This window comes from Streptomyces sp. SAI-135, assembly GCF_029893805.1.
GTDB lineage: Bacteria > Actinomycetota > Actinomycetes > Streptomycetales > Streptomycetaceae > Streptomyces.
Genome location: NZ_JARXYP010000002.1, coordinates 1,004,474 through 1,020,093, shown reverse-complemented (window position 1 = coordinate 1,020,093; position 15,620 = coordinate 1,004,474). Strand labels below are relative to the sequence as shown.

The following is a 15,620-nucleotide window of genomic DNA, read 5'->3' as shown; positions in this document are numbered from 1 at the left end:
AGGTGCCGTCAGCCGCCGTCAGGTCCGATCTCCCCCGTGCGCCGCACCGGCCGCGCCGCCAGCGCGCCGAGGAACCCCGCGACCAGGCCCCACAGCGCACCGAGGCCCACCGCTGGCCACAGCTGCGGGTCGAGGAAGAGCCGACCGCCCAGGCCGCCGCCGAGGTCTCCGATGCCGAGGATTGACAGACCGTAGTGGGCGGAGATCCGGCCCATGAGGCAGATCATGAGGACCGTCAGGGCGAGGGCGACCCCCAGGTGCACGGCGTGCTGCCAGGCGCGCACGCGGGCGGGGGAGCGGGCCGCCATCAGGAACGCCACCGAGAGCAGCAGGACCGCCTCCACGACCACCAGCCACCAGACCCGGCCGTCGTGCTCGGCCAGGGTGGAGAGGTTCAGCGTGGCCGTGTCCGAGGAGCGCAGGACCTCGTCCAGGAGATGCGGCATGGGCAGTCCGAACGGGCCCTCCACCCGGCCGTTCCAGGTGGCGCCGAGACCGATGGTCAGGGCGAGCCACACCAGGTTCGGCAGGCCCAGCAGGATCACCGCGAGAGTCTGTTGCGCGTGACCGCGGGTGGCGGCGACGACCAGGGCGACGAGGACGCCGAGCACCACGTGGGCGAGAAGGAACACGACCATGGCGTGTGCCGCGGGTCGCACCGACTCCTGCAGGCGCAGCAGCCGTCCGGGCAGCGGAGCGCGGCGTGGGACCAGCAGGGCCAGCACCAGGACACCGGCCATCCACAGCAGGCCGAACAGCACGGTCTGCGGCACGTCCGTGGTGAAGCCGGCCTTGGGGGAGACGCCGAAGAGATCGCCCAGGTCGTTCAGCGTGTCGTCACCGAGGGGAAGCTCGAACGTCTGGCGGGCCGCGTACGCCAGGGCGAGCAGTCCGAGCAGCCACAGAACGGCGATCCGGGCGGCCCGTCCGGCGAGCTCCCGGCCGCCGGCGACGGCCCGGTGCCGCAGCGGCCCGAGGAAGCCCCCGCCGAGCGCCAGGGCTCCGGTCAGGGTGACGGAGAGAGGGATCACGGTGAGTCCGGCCTTGCTCTCGGCGAGGCCACCCGCGTCTCCCGACAGCTTGATCGTGCCGCCGACGGCCGTGACGACGGTCGCGGCCACCACCCGGGGGAACGCGTTGTCCGGAAGATCGGCCGCCCCCGCCGCCCACAGTCCCAGCGCGGCCACCACCCCCATGGCGATCAGCGTCAGCAGGACCGTGGCCAGGGCCTGAACCCAGCTGTGGCGAGCGACGACCGCCTGGTCGAGGGGGGTTTGCCGGTTCACCCTGCCACGCTAAGCAGCGCGCGGACGGGCCGCCTGCCGGGAGGTCCGTCCGCGTCCGCTTGCGGGCGGTACCGGGCCCGAGCAGACAATGGGTGTGTCGCGGAAGAATGCGGCTAATCGGGGCAATCGGATCGCGCCGCAGGGGTCCCGCGTCGGGAAGAAGAGCTCGTGAGCGTCGAACCGCCCTCGTCGGGCCGCCCCACCGGGCCGCCCTCCGGCCCGCTGTCGGGCCCCTCGCAGCCGCCCACGGGGCCGCCCTCGCAGCCGCCGTCCCAGCCCCCGGGCAGCAGCGGGGGAGCGCCCGCGCCCGAGCCCCGCCGCCCGTGGTGGAGGTCGGCTCCCCGGGTCGCGGTGATCGCCACCCTGGTCGTCGCCGCCGTGGTCCTCGCGGTCGTTTTCACCCGCTCCGACGGCGGCTCCACCCAGGCCGGCGGTGACGGCGAGATCTTCCTCCAGGCCGCCGGCAAGACGGGCCCCGAACCCTTCACCGAGTCGACCGCCAAGGACAGCTCGGTGCCGCCGGTCTCCGCGTCCCCGACCGGCTCCTCCGAGCCCGCCAACGCCGTGCGCGGCGTGGACGGCGCCGCGCCCGGCCTCTACGGCGGCACCCGCAACGTCTCCAGCTGCGACGTCGAGAAGCAGGTCGAGTACCTGCGGGCGGACCCCGCGAAGAACAAGGTGTTCGCCTCGGTCGCCGGCGTCCGGCCGTCCGGGGTCCCCGCCTTCCTGCGCTCGCTCACACCCGTCCAGCTGCGCATGGACACCCGCGTCACCAACCACGGCTACCGTGACGGCGCCGCCACCAGCTACCAGGCCGTCCTCCAGGCCGGCACCGCCGTGCTCGTCGACGACCGCGGGGTGCCCCGCACGCGCTGCGCCTGCGGCAACCCGCTGACCCCGCCCGTCGCCCAGCAGTCCACTGCGAAGCGCACCGGCGACACCTGGGCGTCGTACCGCCCCTCGAACGTGGTCGTGGTCGCGCCCTCGACGACGGTCATCAACATCTTCGTGATCTACGACCCCGACAGCCGTGACTGGATCGCCCGGCACCGCGGCGACACCGGGGGAAAGGACCACAAGACCCACCCGCCGGCCAGGCCCTCCCCGCCGGTGAGCGTGTCACCGCCGGCGACGCCGAGCACGCCGACGTCCCCGTCGCCCTGTGTCTCCACGTCCACCGGAGCACCCACCAAGCCCCCCTCCGGATCGCCGGGCGCCTGTCCGCCCGCTCTGGTCAACCCGTCCTCGCCGCCCCCGAGTTCGCCCTCGTCGCAGCCGCCCGGCAGTGAATCCCCAGGTGAGTCCGTCACACCCGATTCCTCGACACCGCAGCCGCCCCTCGCCTCCGACACCACGCCGACGAGCAGCCTGTCCGCGCCCGTGGCCGGCGCGGCGGTGTCCTGGACGGTGTGACGCGTCTCCTGGACTGGGGAGGCCGACTCGGGGTACGAGGACTGGTGCAGCAGCGTCCGGCCAGTCCGGCTTCCGAGAGAGAAACGCATGATCGATCACCTGGACGGGGCAGTGATACCGACTGGTTTCGACGTGCCCGTGGAACCCCTGCGGGAGGCGGCGCACTACACCGGGGAGCCGGGCAGCATCGCCGAGGCGCGGTCGTTCGCCGCGGGCTTCCTCGGCAGGCTCCGCACCGAGTGGTGTGCCGCGATCGGTGACCGTGCCGAGGAGGAGGTGCTCCTCGTGGTCAGCGAACTCGTCACCAACGCCGACCGGCACAGCAACGGACCGTACATCCTCGAGCTGGAGGGCACCGACAGCACGGTCGCCGTCACCGTCTACGACAGCAGCGCCACCCTGCCCCGCAGGTTCCCGCGGGATCCCGAGCGGGTCGGCCGCCACGGCCTGGAGATCGTGCACGTCCTGGCGCGCGAGGTCGCGGCGGAACGCGTACCGGTGGGCAAGCGGGTCAGGGCCGTGCTGGCGTTCGGCGCCAAGGACTGAGCGAGCGTGTGAACGTGCAGCGGGTGCCGTCCACCAGGACGGCACCCGGGTCGTTCACTGTCCGTGTGTGTCAGGCGCAGCCGAGCTCGCCCAGCATGCCCTCGCGCAGCCGCGTGATGATCCGCTTGATCAGCCGGGACACGTGCATCTGCGAGCAGCCGAGCCGCTCACCGATCTCCGACTGGGTGGCCTCCTCCACGAACCGCATGTGGATGATCTGCCGATCGCGGTCGCTGAGCTCGGCCATCAGCGGGGCGAGCGACTGGAAGTCCTCGACCAGGCGCAGCCCGTCCTCCTCCACGCCGATGAAGTCGGCGAGCACCGCTTCGCCGCCCTCGGGGCCGTCGCCGGTCAGGGCGGCGTCCAGGGACGAGGAGTTGTAGCCGTTCGAGGCGATCTGGGCCTCGATCACCTCGTTCTCGGAGATGTTCATCAGGGTGGCGAGTTCGGCCACCGTCGGGTCGCGGTCCAGCCGGCTGCCCAGTTCCTCACGGGCCTTGGCCAGCTCGACGCGCAGCTCCTGAAGGCGCCGCGGGACGTGCACCGCCCAGGTGGTGTCCCGGAAGAAGCGCTTGATCTCGCCGACGATGTAGGGCAGCGCGAACGAGGTGAACTCGACCTCACGGGACACCTCGAACCGGTCGATGGCCTTGATCAGGCCGATCATGCCGGTCTGGACGATGTCCTCCATGTCGTCGCCGCGGCCGCGGAACCTTCCGGCCGCGAAGCGCACGAGCGACATGTTCATCTCAATGAGGGTGTTGCGCGCGTACTGGTACTCGTGCGTGCCCTCCTCGAGCTCGGTCAGACGCTGGAAGAACTGGCGGGACAGCTCCCGTGCGTCCCGCGGGGCGACGGACCGCGGTTCCTCGACTCCCGGCAGGGGTGTCCCACCCGTCCTGGTCCCGCTGGCGTGCTCGGCGACGTGTGCCTCCGAACGGTTCACGGCGGTGACGGCGGTATGCATTACCTCTCCCACGAAAGTCACGGCTCGACGTCTGCCTCTTCGGCCTGGGTTGTCTCGGGTCCTGCAGGTGTGGCCTGCCGTGTACCCGGATGGTGACAACATATGCCTCCCCGGACCACCGGCTGAATCCACCGCCCGCAGCTCCCTCGCCCTGCGCGTACCCGAAGAGTGACGAGGCATGCCCGGCAAGTGGACCAGTGGCCAGAAGTCGCCGGTCCCATGGGCAATCCCAGCGTTGGTAGTGCTCCTGTGCCCGTCGTCGATTCCACCCAGGGCAGAATGCCGACCCCTTCCCCTGACGGCCACGGAATCTAGGCTGATCCGGTGAGCAACGAAGCGCCGAACCAAGCCCGCGTGATCCCCCTGCGCCCGCAGTCCGCGCGCCCGGGGACCGTCCGCCCGGTGTCCGACCGCCCCGCCGCCACACCGCCGAAGGAGTCGGCCACCAGGGAGACCAGAGAACCCCTGTGGCGTGACCTCGTCGGAGACGTCCTGCGCCGCGAGCGGCTCGCCCAGGAGCGCACGCTCAAGGACGTGGCCGACGCGGCCCGGATCTCGATGCCCTACCTCTCCGAGGTCGAGCGCGGCCGCAAGGAGGCTTCCTCGGAGGTCCTCGCGGCCGCCGCCCAGGCCCTCGGCCTCGGCCTCGGCGATCTGCTCTCCCTGGCCCAGGGGGAGCTCACCCGGCACTCCGCACGCAGCCGCCGCGCGGTGCCGGGGTCGCCGTACAACAACGGGATGTGCCTGGCGGCCTGACGCGGCGCGGCCGGTGCCTCAGACCGTCACGAGGCGCCGGCTGACCACCTCGTCGGCCAGCCCGTACTCCACGGCCTCCTGCGCGGTGAACACCTTGTCGCGGTCCATGTCCGCGCGCAGGGTCGCGATGTCGTGGCGGGTGTGGCGGGCCAGCACCTCCTCGACCTGGGAGCGGATGCGGACCATCTCCTTGGCCTGGAGGGCGAGATCGGAGATCGCGCCGCGGCTGCCGCCGGAGGCGGGCTGGCCGAGCAGCACGCGCGCGTGCTCCAGGACGAGCCGCCGCCCGGGGTCCCCGCCGGCCAGCAGGACGGCCGCGGTGGAGGCCGCCTGCCCCACGCACAGCGTCGAGATGGGCGCCTGCACATAGGTCATCGTGTCGTAGATCGCCATCAGCGAGGTGAACGATCCGCCGGGGGAGTTGATGTAGATCGAGATCTCGTTCTCCGGCGCCGCCGACTCCAGGTGCAGGAGCTGCGCGATCACGACGTTGGCGACCCCGTCGTCGATCTCGGTGCCGAGGAAGATGATCCGCTCGGAGAGCAGCCGGCTGAACACGTCGGAGGACCGCTCGCCGTGCGCGGTGCGCTCGGTGACGTACGGAATCGTGTAGTTCGCCATGTCAGAGCCCCATCCGTCGCCTGGAGGCGGCCGGGCGGACGTCCGCGAGGGACTCCACGACCCGGTCCACCATGCCGTACTCCCTGGCCTCCTCGGCCGTGAACCAGCGGTCGCGGTCGCCGTCGCGGGCGATCGTCTCCGGAGTCTGGCCCGTGTTCTCGGCGAGGAGGCGCTCCATCGTCTGCTTGCTGTGATCCAGGTTCTCCGCCTGGATCAGGATGTCGGCGGTGGTCCCGCCGATGCCCGCGGAGCCCTGGTGCATCATGATCCGCGCGTTCGGCAGGGCGTACCGCTTGCCGGGGGTGCCCCCGCAGAGCAGGAACTGGCCCATGCTCGCCGCGAAGCCCATGGCCAGCGTCGACACGTCGTTGGGGATCAGCCGCATCGTGTCGTAGATGGCGAGGCCCGCGTACACCGAACCGCCCGGACTGTTGATGTACAGGCTGATGTCGGTGCGCGGGTCCTCCGCGGACAGGACCAGCAGCTGGGAGCAGACGCGGTTGGCGGAGACCTCGTCGACCTGGGTGCCCAGCAGCACGATGCGCTGGGCGAGGAGCTGGGCGGCCAGTTGGTCGTCGAAGCGGGTGGGAGGGGTGTCGCCGTCCTCGGCCCGGAGGGAAGTCATGGGCGGTCCTCGTGGTCGTAGGGATGCCGTCGGCTCCACTGTCGACCTCGGGCGACGCCCGGCAGCGGTTTCTCTGCCGGTGGCAGATTCGCCACCGGCAGAGCACTGCCCCGGGGGTGTGCTCAGCCCGTCTCGCGCAGCTGCCGGAAGAACGCCCGCACGTCGCCCACCAGCAGGTCCGGCTCCTCCATCGCCGCGAAGTGGCCGCCCCGGTCGAACTCGGTCCAGCGCACGAGGTTCTCGGTGCGCTCCGCCCTGTGCCGCAGCGGGACCTGGATCTCGGCCGGGAAGACGGCGAGGGCGGTCGGCACGGTCGACGGCTCGGTGGGCCGTGCCGCCCGGTCACCGGTGGCGTGCGCCCGCTCGTAGTAGATCCGCGCGGCCGAACCGGCGGTCCCGGTCAGCCAGTACAGCATCACGTTGGTCAGCAGCCGGTCCCGGTCCACGGCCTCCTCGGGCAGCTCCGCGGAGTCCGTCCACTCCTGGAACTTCTCCACGATCCAGGCGAGTTGGCCGACCGGCGAGTCGGTGAGGGCGTAGGCGAGGGTCTGCGGCCGGGTGGAGTGCAGGACGGCGTACCCGGTGCCCTCGCCGGACCAGGCGCTCCAGCGGCGCCACGACTCCAGGGCGCGCTCCCGCTCCCCGGGTCCGAGCGCGGCGAGTTCCTCCTCGGTCGGTTCACGGGTGGCCTGCGCGCCCGGCAGCAGATTGAGGTGGACGCCGATGACCCGCTCGGGACGGGCGCGGCCCAGCTCCCGGGAGATCGCCGCGCCCCAGTCACCGCCCTGCGCGCCGAACCGCTCGTAGCCGAGCCGGGTCATCAGCTCGGCCCACGCGGCGGCGATCCGGCCCGCCTCCCAGCCGGTGTCCGCGGGCGGCCCGGACAGTCCGAACCCCGGAACGCTCGGTACGACGACATGGAAGGCGTCGGCCGGGTCGCCGCCGTGGGCCGCCGGATCGGTCAACGGGCCCACCACGTCCAGGAACTCGACGATCGAGCCGGGCCAGCCGTGCGTGATGACGAGGGGGGTGGCGTCCGGCTCGGGGGAGCGGACGTGGGCGAAGTGGACGGTCGTGCCGTCGATGACGGTCGTGAACTGCGGCCATTCGTTCAGCCGGGCCTCGGCCGCGCGCCAGTCGTAGGAGTGCCGCCAGTGGTCCGCGAGCTCACGCAGGTAGCCGGCCGGCACGCCGTACGCCCACCCCGTGGCCGAGAGGTCGTCGGGCCAGCGAGTGCGGTCGAGGCGCTCGTGGAGGTCGTCGAGGTCGCGCTGCGGAATGTCGAGGCGAAAGGGCGTGATGCTGCCGGTTGACGTCATGCGGGGATGCTAGGTCGCACCGGTGTACAAGCCACATGGATTAACCGGCCGCCCGACCGATGAGTTCTGCGCCGGGGACCGGTCCACAGAGATGACCGCACCACGACCCTTCGGGAGGACCCCATGGCGAGCAAGCCTTTCACCACGTGTCTCTGGTTCGACGGCCAGGCCGAGGAAGCCGCGCACTTCTACGTCTCGGTCTTCAAGGACTCCACCATCGGCAGGGTCACCCACTATCCCGAGGGCGCGATGCAGCCCGCCGGGACCGTCCTGACGGTGGACTTCACGGCCAACGGGCAGAACTTCGTCGCCCTCAACGGCGGACCGCAGTTCACGTTCACCGAAGCCGTCTCCTTCCAGATCTTCTGCGCGGACCAGGAGGAGATCGACTACTACTGGACCAAGCTCACCGAGAACGGCGGCGAGCCCGGCCCCTGCGGCTGGCTCAAGGACCGTTACGGGCTGTCGTGGCAGGTCGTGCCCGAGGGGCTCGCCGACATGGTGGGCGACCCGGACCCGCAGAAGGCGGCCCGCGTCACCAAGGCGTTCATGGCGATGAGCAAGTTCGACGTGGCCGCCCTGGAGAAGGCGTACGCGGGCGAGTGAGCGTCAGCCGGCTGGCGTCCGGCCGACCACCCGTGTGATCTCCCGGGCGATCCGCAGGATCCCGGGGGAGCGCGCCGGGCAGGGCCGGGGCGTGGAGGTCGTGGGCGCCAGGCAGAAGTGCAGGTAGTCCTTGTCGAGATGCAGGGCGGTGCGATCGCGGTCCGGCTGGGTGCAGTAGTCGGGATGCTCGTGCTCGTAGGAGGTGCACGGCAGGTACTGCACCCAGGAGTAGCGGGATCCGGCGGGCGCCACCGTCGCGCCCGCGTCGGCGACGACGTCGCCCGAGGCGGCAGCCTGCTCGGCGTACAGCTCGTTCACGCGCCGGACCCGGTCGGGGGTGATCGGGTCCGGGCCCTGCGCCACCCACACGATCCGCGGCCGACGCTCACCGCCGGCCGCGGCGATCTGACCGGTCAGCCTCCGCAGGTCCGCCCGGTACCGGCTGAAGTACTGCTGCGGCGAGGCGGCGTGGCTGATCCCGTCCATGCACCAGGTGTAGTCCCACGCGTTGCCCCAGAACTGCAGCACCACGAAGTCCGGGTGCCGGGCCCGGACCAGCGCGGCGGCCTTGTCCCGGTCGGGCACCAGCGACTTCTTCCCCGTGTCCTCCAGGTAGTCGCACAGTGTGGTGCCCGAGTAGGGCGCGCTCGTGTACGTGGCCCGCAGTTCCCGGCGCAGCTCCTGCCCGAGCACCCGCTGGGCCTCCATGGCGAGCGAGTCGCCGAGATACAGCACCCGCGGGGCGACCACGGCCGCGGAGGCGTGCGGGGAGGACTGGGCGCGCTGGTGCGTGGTGGCCGCGCGGGGGACGTCCGGCGTCGGGGGCGCCGGCTCGGGCCCGTCGGAGGGGTCGCCGCAGGCGCCGAGCAGCAGCACTGCGGTCAGTAGTCCCACGATCCACCGTGTCCGCATGCGCGACTCCCGCCCCGGTCGCCGAAAAACGGTTCCCCAGGCAAGCACAGCCGGGTCCAGGGGGGAAGACGCGCGGCACGGTTCAGCCGCCGTCCCGGCGCTCCAGGACGTCCGTCAGTTCGGTCAGCGGCAGCGGCTTGGTCAGATGGGCGTCGAACCCGGCCGCCCGGGACAGCGCGCGGTCGGTGCCCTGGCTGAAGCCGGAGAGCGCGATGAGCCGCAGCCGCTCGCCGCCCGGCCTCGCCCGCACCCGGCGGGCGACCGTGTGACCGTCGATGTCCGGCAGGCCCAGGTCGCACAGCACCACGTCGAACGCCTGCGCCCCGGTCGCGGTGAGTGCGGCGGTGCCGGTGTGCACGGTCGTCACCCGGTGGCCCTGCCGTTCCAGCAGCGTGTGGTAGGTCGCGGCCAGGTCCTCGTTGTCCTCGACGATCAGCACGGCCAGCCCGCGGGACGCGGACCGGGCGGGCGTCGAGCGGGGCAGCGGCAGCGCCGGGGCGCCGTCCGCCGGCAGGACCACCGTGAAGGTCGCCCCTGTGCCGGGCCCGTCGCTGTGCGCGCCGACCCGGCCGTGGTGCAGTTCCGCGATCGTCCGAGCGACGGCGAGCCCCAGCCCCAGGCCCTCCGGCGTGTCGGGACCGGCGGGCGCCGCCCGCATGAACACCCCGAACAGCTCCTCGGCCTGACCGGGCGCGAAGCCGATGCCGTCGTCCCGCACGGTCAGCCGCGCCTCACCGCCCCCGTCGGCGAGCTCCACCTCGGTGCGCCCGCCGGGCCGGGTGTACTTGAGCGCGTTCGACAGCAGGTTGGTCAGGACCTGCGCGAGCCGCAGCCGGTCGCCGTCGACGACCAGGGGCGCGTCGGGCAGTCGTACGTTCAGGGTGCGGCCGTCGTGCGCGAAGAGGCCGCGGATGTCCGCGCAGGCCCCCTCGACGACCGAGCGCAGGTCGACCGGTTCCCGCACCAGCTCCAGCCGGCCGGTCACCGCCCGGGTGCCGTCCAGCAGGTCGTTGCTCATCCGGGCCAGCGTCCCCAGTTGCCGCTCCAGGACGGCCAGCGCCGGATGCCCCTCCGGCATGTCCAGGGCGAGCAGTTCGGTGGCCGCGGTCGCGGCCGCGAGGGGATTGCGCAGCTCGTGCGAGAGCGTGGCGATGAACCGGTCCTTGGCCCGCTGCTCCTCCCGCAGCCGGCGCCCCGAGGCGTCCAGCTCGGCGTTGACCCGGTTCAGCTGCTCGTTCACCTCGCGGATCTCCCGTGCCCGCACGAACAGGTCGATCTCCATGCCCTCCGCGCGCATCTGCGCGTCGGCGACCGCCCGCTGCTGCTCCCGCCCCACCCGCCGCAGATGCACGAACTCCGTGACGTCCTCGACCCGGTGGATGATGTGCGTCAGCCGGCCCTCGTCGTCCAGCACCGGCGCGTTCACCGGGCTCCAGTACCGCTCGGCGAAGACGCCCGGCTCGCTCGTCGGGATGTCGTAGCGCTGCAGGGCCATGGTGTCCGTACGGCCGCTCGCCACGACCGTCTCCAGCGAGCGGCGCAGATTGGCCACGCCGTCGGCCGACGGGTCCTCGGGGTTGTCCGGGAACACGTCGAAGATGGGCCGCCCGACGATGGAGCGGTCGGTGCGCGTGGCCGTCAGATAGGCGCGGTTGACCTCGACGATGACGAAGTCGGGGGTGAGGACGAGCAACGGGGACAGGTTCGAGTCGAACAGACGCCGGAAGTCCGGGGTGTCGGGCATGGGCGGACCTCCTGGCCGGGCCGTGTCTGAGGAACCCCCGTCCCGGGGATCCCCGTCTCAGGGGTCGAGGCGGTAGCCGTAGCCGCGGACGGTGGTGATCCGCGGTGCGGGGGCGGGCAGTTCGGCGAGCTTGCCGCGCAGCCGGTACACATGCTCGATCACGGTCGCGGGCTGCTGCCAGGACGCACCCCAGATCCGCTCCAGCAGCTGCGCCGCCGAGAAGACCCGGCCGGGCGCGGCGGCCAGCATCTCCAGCAGGGCGAACTCCTTGGGGCGCAGGGTCAGCGGGACGCCGTCGACGGAGACCTGCCGGGCCGCCGTGTCGACGAGCAGGGAACCGGCCTGGATCACGCTCGGCGGCTCCGGGGGCTGCGAGCGGCGCAGCACGGCATGGATCCGGGCCACCAGCTCGCGCTGGGAGAACGGCTTGACCAGGTAGTCGTCCGCGCCGATCTCCAGCCCAGCCACCCGGTCCGCCTCCGCGCCGCGCCCCGAGACCACGATGACGGGCAGGCGGCTCGTCGACCTGAGGGCCCGCAGCAACTCGAGGCCGCTGCCGTCCGGGAGTCCCAGGTCCAGGATCGCGAGGTCGACGCGGCTCTCGTACAGCACGGACTTTCCGGCGCGGGCGTCCATGGCCCAGGTGACGGTGAATCCGGCCCGCTCCAGATAGGAACGGCACATCAGTGCGAAGTCCGGCTCGTCCTCGATCAGGGCGAGGTGCGGGCGCATTCCGCATCACCTGGCCCGCCCGGTGCCCGCCCGTTGTGTCGCTGGTGAGGGGGCGTTGATGCCCAGACCATGTGGCGAAGGTAGAACAGTAAGCACCACGGTTCAAGGGGGGAGCCGCCCGGGGGGTCCGGAGCGGACACGTGCGGCGCGGGGAACGTGAAACCGCCGCACGCGTCCGCGCCGGAGCGCAGGTCCCGGCGCGGAGGCACCGGCACGCGAGCGGGGACGGTACACAGTGCACGACAGCGACCCGCCCCCCGTCGTCACGGCGTCCTGGCCACCGCCGCCCGGAGACCACGGACTCGTGCGCGACCCGGACGGCCTGGTGCTCGCCGAACTGCACGGCGACATCGACCTCGCGACCGCCCATCAGCTGCGCTGCTGGCTCGACTCCCTCGTGGCCCTCGCCGCGCCGGCCTACGTCGTCGACCTGCGCCCGGTCTCCTTCGTCGACTCCACGGGCCTCAACCTGCTGCTCCGGCTGCGTCGCCGGGTGATCGAGGGCGGCGCGACCTTCTCCGTGCTGTGCGGCCCCGGTACCCGGCGGCTGCTGAGGGCGCACGGCACGCTGGACGTGTTCGACCCGGCGACCACGTGGGACGAGGTGGCGGGCCGCTGACTCAGACCCGGTCGGCTGCGATCAGCAGGTACTGGAAACTGCCGTTCCGGTAGGCGGTCACAAAGGTCTCCTCGATCCCGGTCATCAGATGGTCGGCCTCCTTGCGCAGCTCCCAGTAGGGCAGGGCCGCCTCGGTCAGGTCCTCCACGTGCACCGGCACCAGCCGGTTGCGGGCCATCGCCCGGAAGTACGCCGAGCGCGGATGGATGTCGCAGATGTAGTGGGCGTTGATGAGCGAGACCTCACGGGAGGCCTGTCCGTAGGTGTCGTTGTAGCAGCCGGTGATCACCACATAGCGTCCGCCGCGGCGCAGCAGCCGGGCGTGCTCGGCGAACAGCAGGTCCAGCTCGACGTACATGGTCGACTCGTTGTTCCAGGAGGCCGCGTAGGCGCCCGACGGGAGCCCGGTGTCGAGCATGTTGCGGTGGTGGTAGCGCACCCGGTCGTCGATGCCGCGCTTGCGGGCCTGGGCGTTCGCGAACTCCGCCTGCTTCTCGGAGATGGTGACGCCGTCGGCGTGGCAGCCGTAGGTCAGGTGCGCCACGACACTGCCGCCGCCGCGCCCGCACCCGGCGTCGAAGACCCGGTCCTCGGGGCCGAGCGGGCCGAGCCGGGCGGCGAGGAGCTCGGCCTGGGCGTGTTCCAGGCGGTGCAGTTCGGCGGTGATCCGCTCGCGCCGCCGCACCGGATCGGGTTCGTCGAGGACGGAGCGGTCGGCCGCTCCGATGCCGTAGTGGTGGTGGTAGAGGTCGTCGAGCTTGCCGAGTTCGAGGTTGACCGGGTTCTCCTCGGCGTTCCAGTAGTCCGCGACACGGTTCTGGTACGTCGACTGGGTCGGCACCCGGGTGGTCCCGGTGCCGGTGCGGGGGGCGGTGGTCAACGGTGACTCCTCGTGCTGGTGCATGTGGCGTTGCGTCATGTGCGGTCGGGTTACCAGTAGTTGGGCAGGTGGTAGCGGTGGCTGTTGGTGGCGTGCCACTCGTGGTTCCCGGCGACCCAGTCGGACAGGCTCCGGGTGTAGCGCTCCACGAGCGGCGAGCCGGCGGACAGCAGGGCCGACTCCTCGTCGAAGGCCGCCATGATCCGGTTGTGGATCTCGACGGACTTCAGGTAGGCGGCCTTCAGCCCGCAGCGGTCGTTGGCGGCGACGACCTGCGGCAGGTTGAGGTGGGTGGGGTCGCTCGCCAGTTCCTTGGTGAAGGAGTAGAGGTCGTTGACGATGGTGGTGGCGTTGCAGGCGAGAGCCGTGACGCGCTGGATCTCGGGCCGGGCGTAGAGCGCCTCGGGCAGTTCGCAGCCGTCGACGGCGTCCACGATCGACAGACAGGGCCGGAAGTTGTTGAACTGCCGCATGACGAGGTACTCCCAGACCCGCGGCATGTACCGGGTCTCCGCCCAGGCGGCCTCGGCGAGGTAGCCCAGGTGCAGCCGGGCGATGTCGTGGACGAAGCGGTCTCTCTGGCTCGGGGTGGCGAACGCGGAGTAGTCCTCGAGGGCGAAGTGGTAGGAACGCAGGGGCCCGTCGGCGCGTACGCCCTCGCGCCACTCCTCCTCCAGTTCGGGGATGCCGTGGTACGGGTCGATCGCGGACTGGGCCATGACGAGCCGGCCGCCCAGGCCCCGGCGGGCTCCGCCGCGGCCCTCGTCCTCCTCGCAGTAGCAGGAGTCGACGACGTTCTCCGCGAGCAGCAACTCCCCGGCGACCGTGAGCCGTTCGAGATCGACGGCCCGCGGATGCTGGAGGACCACGGCCCGGCCGAACTGGAACCCCGAGAAGTCCCCCTTCCAGGCTTCGGGGAACAGGTCCAGGCGACGGGCCCAGGCCTCCAGCCTGCGGTCGATCTCCGCGGCCTTGACCGGATCGGCGGGCGCGACCTGCCGGTGTCTGAGCCCGGGGACCGCCCCGCCGCGCCGAGGGGTGCGCAGGCTGCTCGCGATGTCGGGCGGGCCGGGCAGGGGCCGGGTGTTCGTCGCGGTCACTCTGGCGTCCGGCCGATCTGGGCGTTCTCCAGGATCCCCACCGCGTCGGGGACGAGGATGGCCATCGAGTAGTAGGCGGTGACCAGGTAGCGGATGATCGAGTTGGCGTCGATCCCCATGAACCGCACGTTCAGGCCCGGTTGGTACTCCTCGGGGATGCCGGTCTGGTAGAGCCCGATGGCGCCCTGATCGCCCTCCCCGGTGCGCAGCGCGATGATGCTGCTGGTGTGCTGCCCGCTGACCGGGATCTTGTTGCAGGGGAAGATCGGCACACCACGCCAGGCGGGGATCTCGTGTCCCTCGACGCTCGCCGTGCCCGGCACCAGACCGCGCCGGTTGCACTGCCGGAAGAACGCGGCGATGGCCTTGGGGTGGGCGAGGAACAGCTTGGTCTTGCGGCGCATGGCGAGGAGTTCGTCCATGTCGTCCGGGGTCGGCGGGCCGGTGAAGGTGCTGATGCGCTGGCTGTGGTCGGCGTTGTGCAGCAGTCCGAACTCCCGGTTGTTGACCAGCTCCCACTCCTGGCGCTCCCGGATCTCCTCGATGGTCAGGCGCAGTTGCTGCTCGGTCTGGTCCATCGGGTTGTTGTAGAGGTCGGCGACCCGGGTGTGGACCCGCAGCACGGTCTGGGTCAGGGACAACTCGTACTCGCGTGGGGAGAGTTCGTAGTCGACGTAGCCGCCGCTGATCGTCGGTTCCCCGACGTGGCCGGCCTGGACGGGGACGTCGGCCTCGCCCTTGCGGTTCATCGGCAGGCTCTGCCGGCGCGCGTAGGCCTCCAGGTGGTCCGCGAGGGACGGCACCCGCTCGGTGAACTCGGTGACCACGGACCAGGGCAGGACCAGCACGGTGCCCGCGGTCTCCGCCCGCACCGAGCTCAGCCACAGCGGGTCGGGCCGGCCGATGGCCTCGTCGCCCATTTGGTCGCCGTCGGTGACGACGCCGACGATCTCCTCCTCGCCGTACTTGCCCTCGGCGAAGCGGGTGAAGCGGCCGTGCACCACGAGGTAGGCCTCCGTGACCGGCTGCCCGGCCTCGACCAGGACCTGGCCGGCGCGGATGTGCCGGATCCGGAAGCGGGTCGCGATCTCCTTGAGCACGTCGATGTCGCAGTAGCCGCGCAGGGCGGGCAGTTCGGTGAGCGTCCGGGGGATGACCCGGATGTCGTCGGCGCCGTTCTGCTCGAACTGCACCCTGCCCCGGCCGACCCGGAGCTGGAGGCGCCGGTTGACCCGGTAGGTGCCGCCCTTGACGTCCACCCACGGCAGCATGCGCAGCAGCCAGCGCGAGCTGATGGCCTGCATCTGGGGTTCGGACTTGGTGGTGGTGGCGAGCTGTCGGGCCGCAGTGGTGCTGAGGCTGGTGAACTGGGCTTCGGCGGGCGGATCGGGTTCGTCGACGGCGGGGCCGGTGGCGCTGTCCGATGTGGACACGTTCCCTCCTGGGAGTGAGCTGGGTGGCCAGGCGCGTGTACCAGCCAAACAGCCGGACGGG

General features: G+C 71.8%; 16 protein-coding genes. 5 read left to right on the top strand and 11 right to left on the bottom strand.

Annotation, left to right across the window (positions count from 1 at the left end; translation table 11 throughout):
- Positions 1–8: 8 nt before the first annotated feature.
- Positions 9–1,286 (bottom strand): streptophobe family protein, encoded by a 1,278-nt coding sequence (locus M2163_RS09010; RefSeq protein ID WP_280893670.1) that lies wholly within the window; start codon positions 1,284–1,286, stop codon positions 9–11.
- Between the two features lie 168 nt (positions 1,287–1,454).
- Here M2163_RS09010 and M2163_RS09005 point away from each other — a divergent pair, with 168 nt between their 5' ends.
- Positions 1,455–2,699 carry a DUF6777 domain-containing protein gene (locus tag M2163_RS09005; protein WP_280893669.1) on the top strand — a complete coding sequence of 415 codons (1,245 nt, stop codon included), beginning with the start codon at positions 1,455–1,457 and terminating at the stop codon, positions 2,697–2,699.
- Between the two features lie 87 nt (positions 2,700–2,786).
- On the top strand, positions 2,787–3,245 hold the full coding sequence (locus tag M2163_RS09000; RefSeq protein WP_280853329.1) for an ATP-binding protein: 459 nt from the start codon (positions 2,787–2,789) through the stop codon (positions 3,243–3,245).
- A gap of 70 nt (positions 3,246–3,315) precedes the next feature.
- Here the strand turns inward: M2163_RS09000 and M2163_RS08995 are convergent, their stop codons facing one another.
- Positions 3,316–4,212: an RNA polymerase sigma factor SigF gene (locus tag M2163_RS08995; RefSeq protein WP_280853330.1), complete on the bottom strand. Its 897-nt coding sequence runs from the start codon at positions 4,210–4,212 to the stop codon at positions 3,316–3,318.
- A 324-nt stretch (positions 4,213–4,536) separates the two neighbouring features.
- Here M2163_RS08995 and M2163_RS08990 point away from each other — a divergent pair, with 324 nt between their 5' ends.
- The gene (locus tag M2163_RS08990) at positions 4,537–4,968 is read left to right on the top strand and encodes a helix-turn-helix transcriptional regulator (protein WP_280853331.1); all 432 of its coding nucleotides are present in this window, start codon (positions 4,537–4,539) and stop codon (positions 4,966–4,968) included.
- 18 nt (positions 4,969–4,986) lie between these two features.
- Here the strand turns inward: M2163_RS08990 and M2163_RS08985 are convergent, their stop codons facing one another.
- The 3 genes from M2163_RS08985 to M2163_RS08975 all read right to left on the bottom strand — a co-directional run bounded on the left by M2163_RS08985 (position 4,987) and on the right by M2163_RS08975 (position 7,533).
- Entirely contained in the window at positions 4,987–5,589 is a 603-nt protein-coding gene (locus M2163_RS08985; RefSeq protein WP_280853332.1) for an ATP-dependent Clp protease proteolytic subunit, read from the bottom strand.
- Position 5,590: 1 nt separating this feature from the next.
- Positions 5,591–6,214 (bottom strand): ATP-dependent Clp protease proteolytic subunit, encoded by a 624-nt coding sequence (locus tag M2163_RS08980; protein ID WP_280853333.1) that lies wholly within the window; start codon positions 6,212–6,214, stop codon positions 5,591–5,593.
- 122 nt (positions 6,215–6,336) lie between these two features.
- Entirely contained in the window at positions 6,337–7,533 is a 1,197-nt protein-coding gene (locus tag M2163_RS08975) for an epoxide hydrolase family protein (RefSeq protein WP_280893668.1), read from the bottom strand.
- 123 nt (positions 7,534–7,656) lie between these two features.
- On the opposite strand from M2163_RS08975, the gene M2163_RS08970 reads away from it, so the two are divergent.
- Entirely contained in the window at positions 7,657–8,139 is a 483-nt protein-coding gene (locus M2163_RS08970; RefSeq protein ID WP_280853335.1) for a VOC family protein, read from the top strand.
- 3 nt (positions 8,140–8,142) lie between these two features.
- On the opposite strand, the gene M2163_RS08965 is transcribed toward M2163_RS08970, so the two are convergent.
- The 3 genes from M2163_RS08965 to M2163_RS08955 form a co-directional block, all read right to left on the bottom strand.
- Complete coding sequence (locus M2163_RS08965) at positions 8,143–9,051, bottom strand: SGNH/GDSL hydrolase family protein (protein ID WP_280893667.1); 909 nt, start codon at positions 9,049–9,051, stop codon at positions 8,143–8,145.
- A gap of 82 nt (positions 9,052–9,133) precedes the next feature.
- Positions 9,134–10,795 (bottom strand): ATP-binding protein, encoded by a 1,662-nt coding sequence (locus M2163_RS08960; protein ID WP_280893666.1) that lies wholly within the window; start codon positions 10,793–10,795, stop codon positions 9,134–9,136.
- Positions 10,796–10,852: 57 nt separating this feature from the next.
- A complete protein-coding gene (locus M2163_RS08955; RefSeq protein ID WP_280853338.1) occupies positions 10,853–11,527 on the bottom strand; it encodes a response regulator transcription factor in 675 nt (224 codons plus the stop codon).
- A 235-nt stretch (positions 11,528–11,762) separates the two neighbouring features.
- Between M2163_RS08955 and M2163_RS08950 the strand changes: the two genes are divergently transcribed.
- Positions 11,763–12,146, top strand: coding sequence for an STAS domain-containing protein (locus M2163_RS08950; protein WP_280893665.1), 384 nt, complete (start codon positions 11,763–11,765; stop codon positions 12,144–12,146).
- A gap of 1 nt (position 12,147) precedes the next feature.
- Here M2163_RS08950 and M2163_RS08945 read toward each other — a convergent pair whose 3' ends face one another.
- Genes M2163_RS08945 through M2163_RS08935 form a run of 3 tightly spaced genes read right to left on the bottom strand, consistent with a single transcriptional unit; the run spans position 12,148 to position 15,559 of the window.
- Positions 12,148–13,026 (bottom strand): geranyl diphosphate 2-C-methyltransferase, encoded by an 879-nt coding sequence (locus tag M2163_RS08945; RefSeq protein WP_280893664.1) that lies wholly within the window; start codon positions 13,024–13,026, stop codon positions 12,148–12,150.
- 50 nt (positions 13,027–13,076) lie between these two features.
- Positions 13,077–14,126, bottom strand: coding sequence for a family 2 encapsulin nanocompartment cargo protein terpene cyclase (locus tag M2163_RS08940; protein ID WP_280893663.1), 1,050 nt, complete (start codon positions 14,124–14,126; stop codon positions 13,077–13,079).
- Positions 14,123–15,559 carry a family 2B encapsulin nanocompartment shell protein gene (locus M2163_RS08935; protein WP_280893662.1) on the bottom strand — a complete coding sequence of 479 codons (1,437 nt, stop codon included), beginning with the start codon at positions 15,557–15,559 and terminating at the stop codon, positions 14,123–14,125. Before M2163_RS08935 ends, M2163_RS08940 begins: the two co-directional genes overlap by 4 nt.
- Positions 15,560–15,620: the final 61 nt, after the last annotated feature.

Excerpts from the sequence above, each read along its gene's own strand:
- M2163_RS08970 (WP_280853335.1), top strand. The coding sequence starts at position 7,657 with ATGGCGAGCAAGCCTTTCACCACGTGTCTCTGGTTCGACGGCCAGGCC.
- M2163_RS08985 (WP_280853332.1), bottom strand. The coding sequence starts at position 5,589 with ATGGCGAACTACACGATTCCGTACGTCACCGAGCGCACCGCGCACGGC.
- M2163_RS08975 (WP_280893668.1), bottom strand. The coding sequence starts at position 7,533 with ATGACGTCAACCGGCAGCATCACGCCCTTTCGCCTCGACATTCCGCAG.
- M2163_RS09000 (WP_280853329.1), top strand. The coding sequence starts at position 2,787 with ATGATCGATCACCTGGACGGGGCAGTGATACCGACTGGTTTCGACGTG.
- M2163_RS08995 (WP_280853330.1), bottom strand. The coding sequence starts at position 4,212 with ATGCATACCGCCGTCACCGCCGTGAACCGTTCGGAGGCACACGTCGCC.
- M2163_RS08980 (WP_280853333.1), bottom strand. The coding sequence starts at position 6,214 with ATGACTTCCCTCCGGGCCGAGGACGGCGACACCCCTCCCACCCGCTTC.
- M2163_RS08965 (WP_280893667.1), bottom strand. The coding sequence starts at position 9,051 with ATGCGGACACGGTGGATCGTGGGACTACTGACCGCAGTGCTGCTGCTC.
- M2163_RS08955 (WP_280853338.1), bottom strand. The coding sequence starts at position 11,527 with ATGCGCCCGCACCTCGCCCTGATCGAGGACGAGCCGGACTTCGCACTG.
- M2163_RS08960 (WP_280893666.1), bottom strand. The coding sequence starts at position 10,795 with ATGCCCGACACCCCGGACTTCCGGCGTCTGTTCGACTCGAACCTGTCC.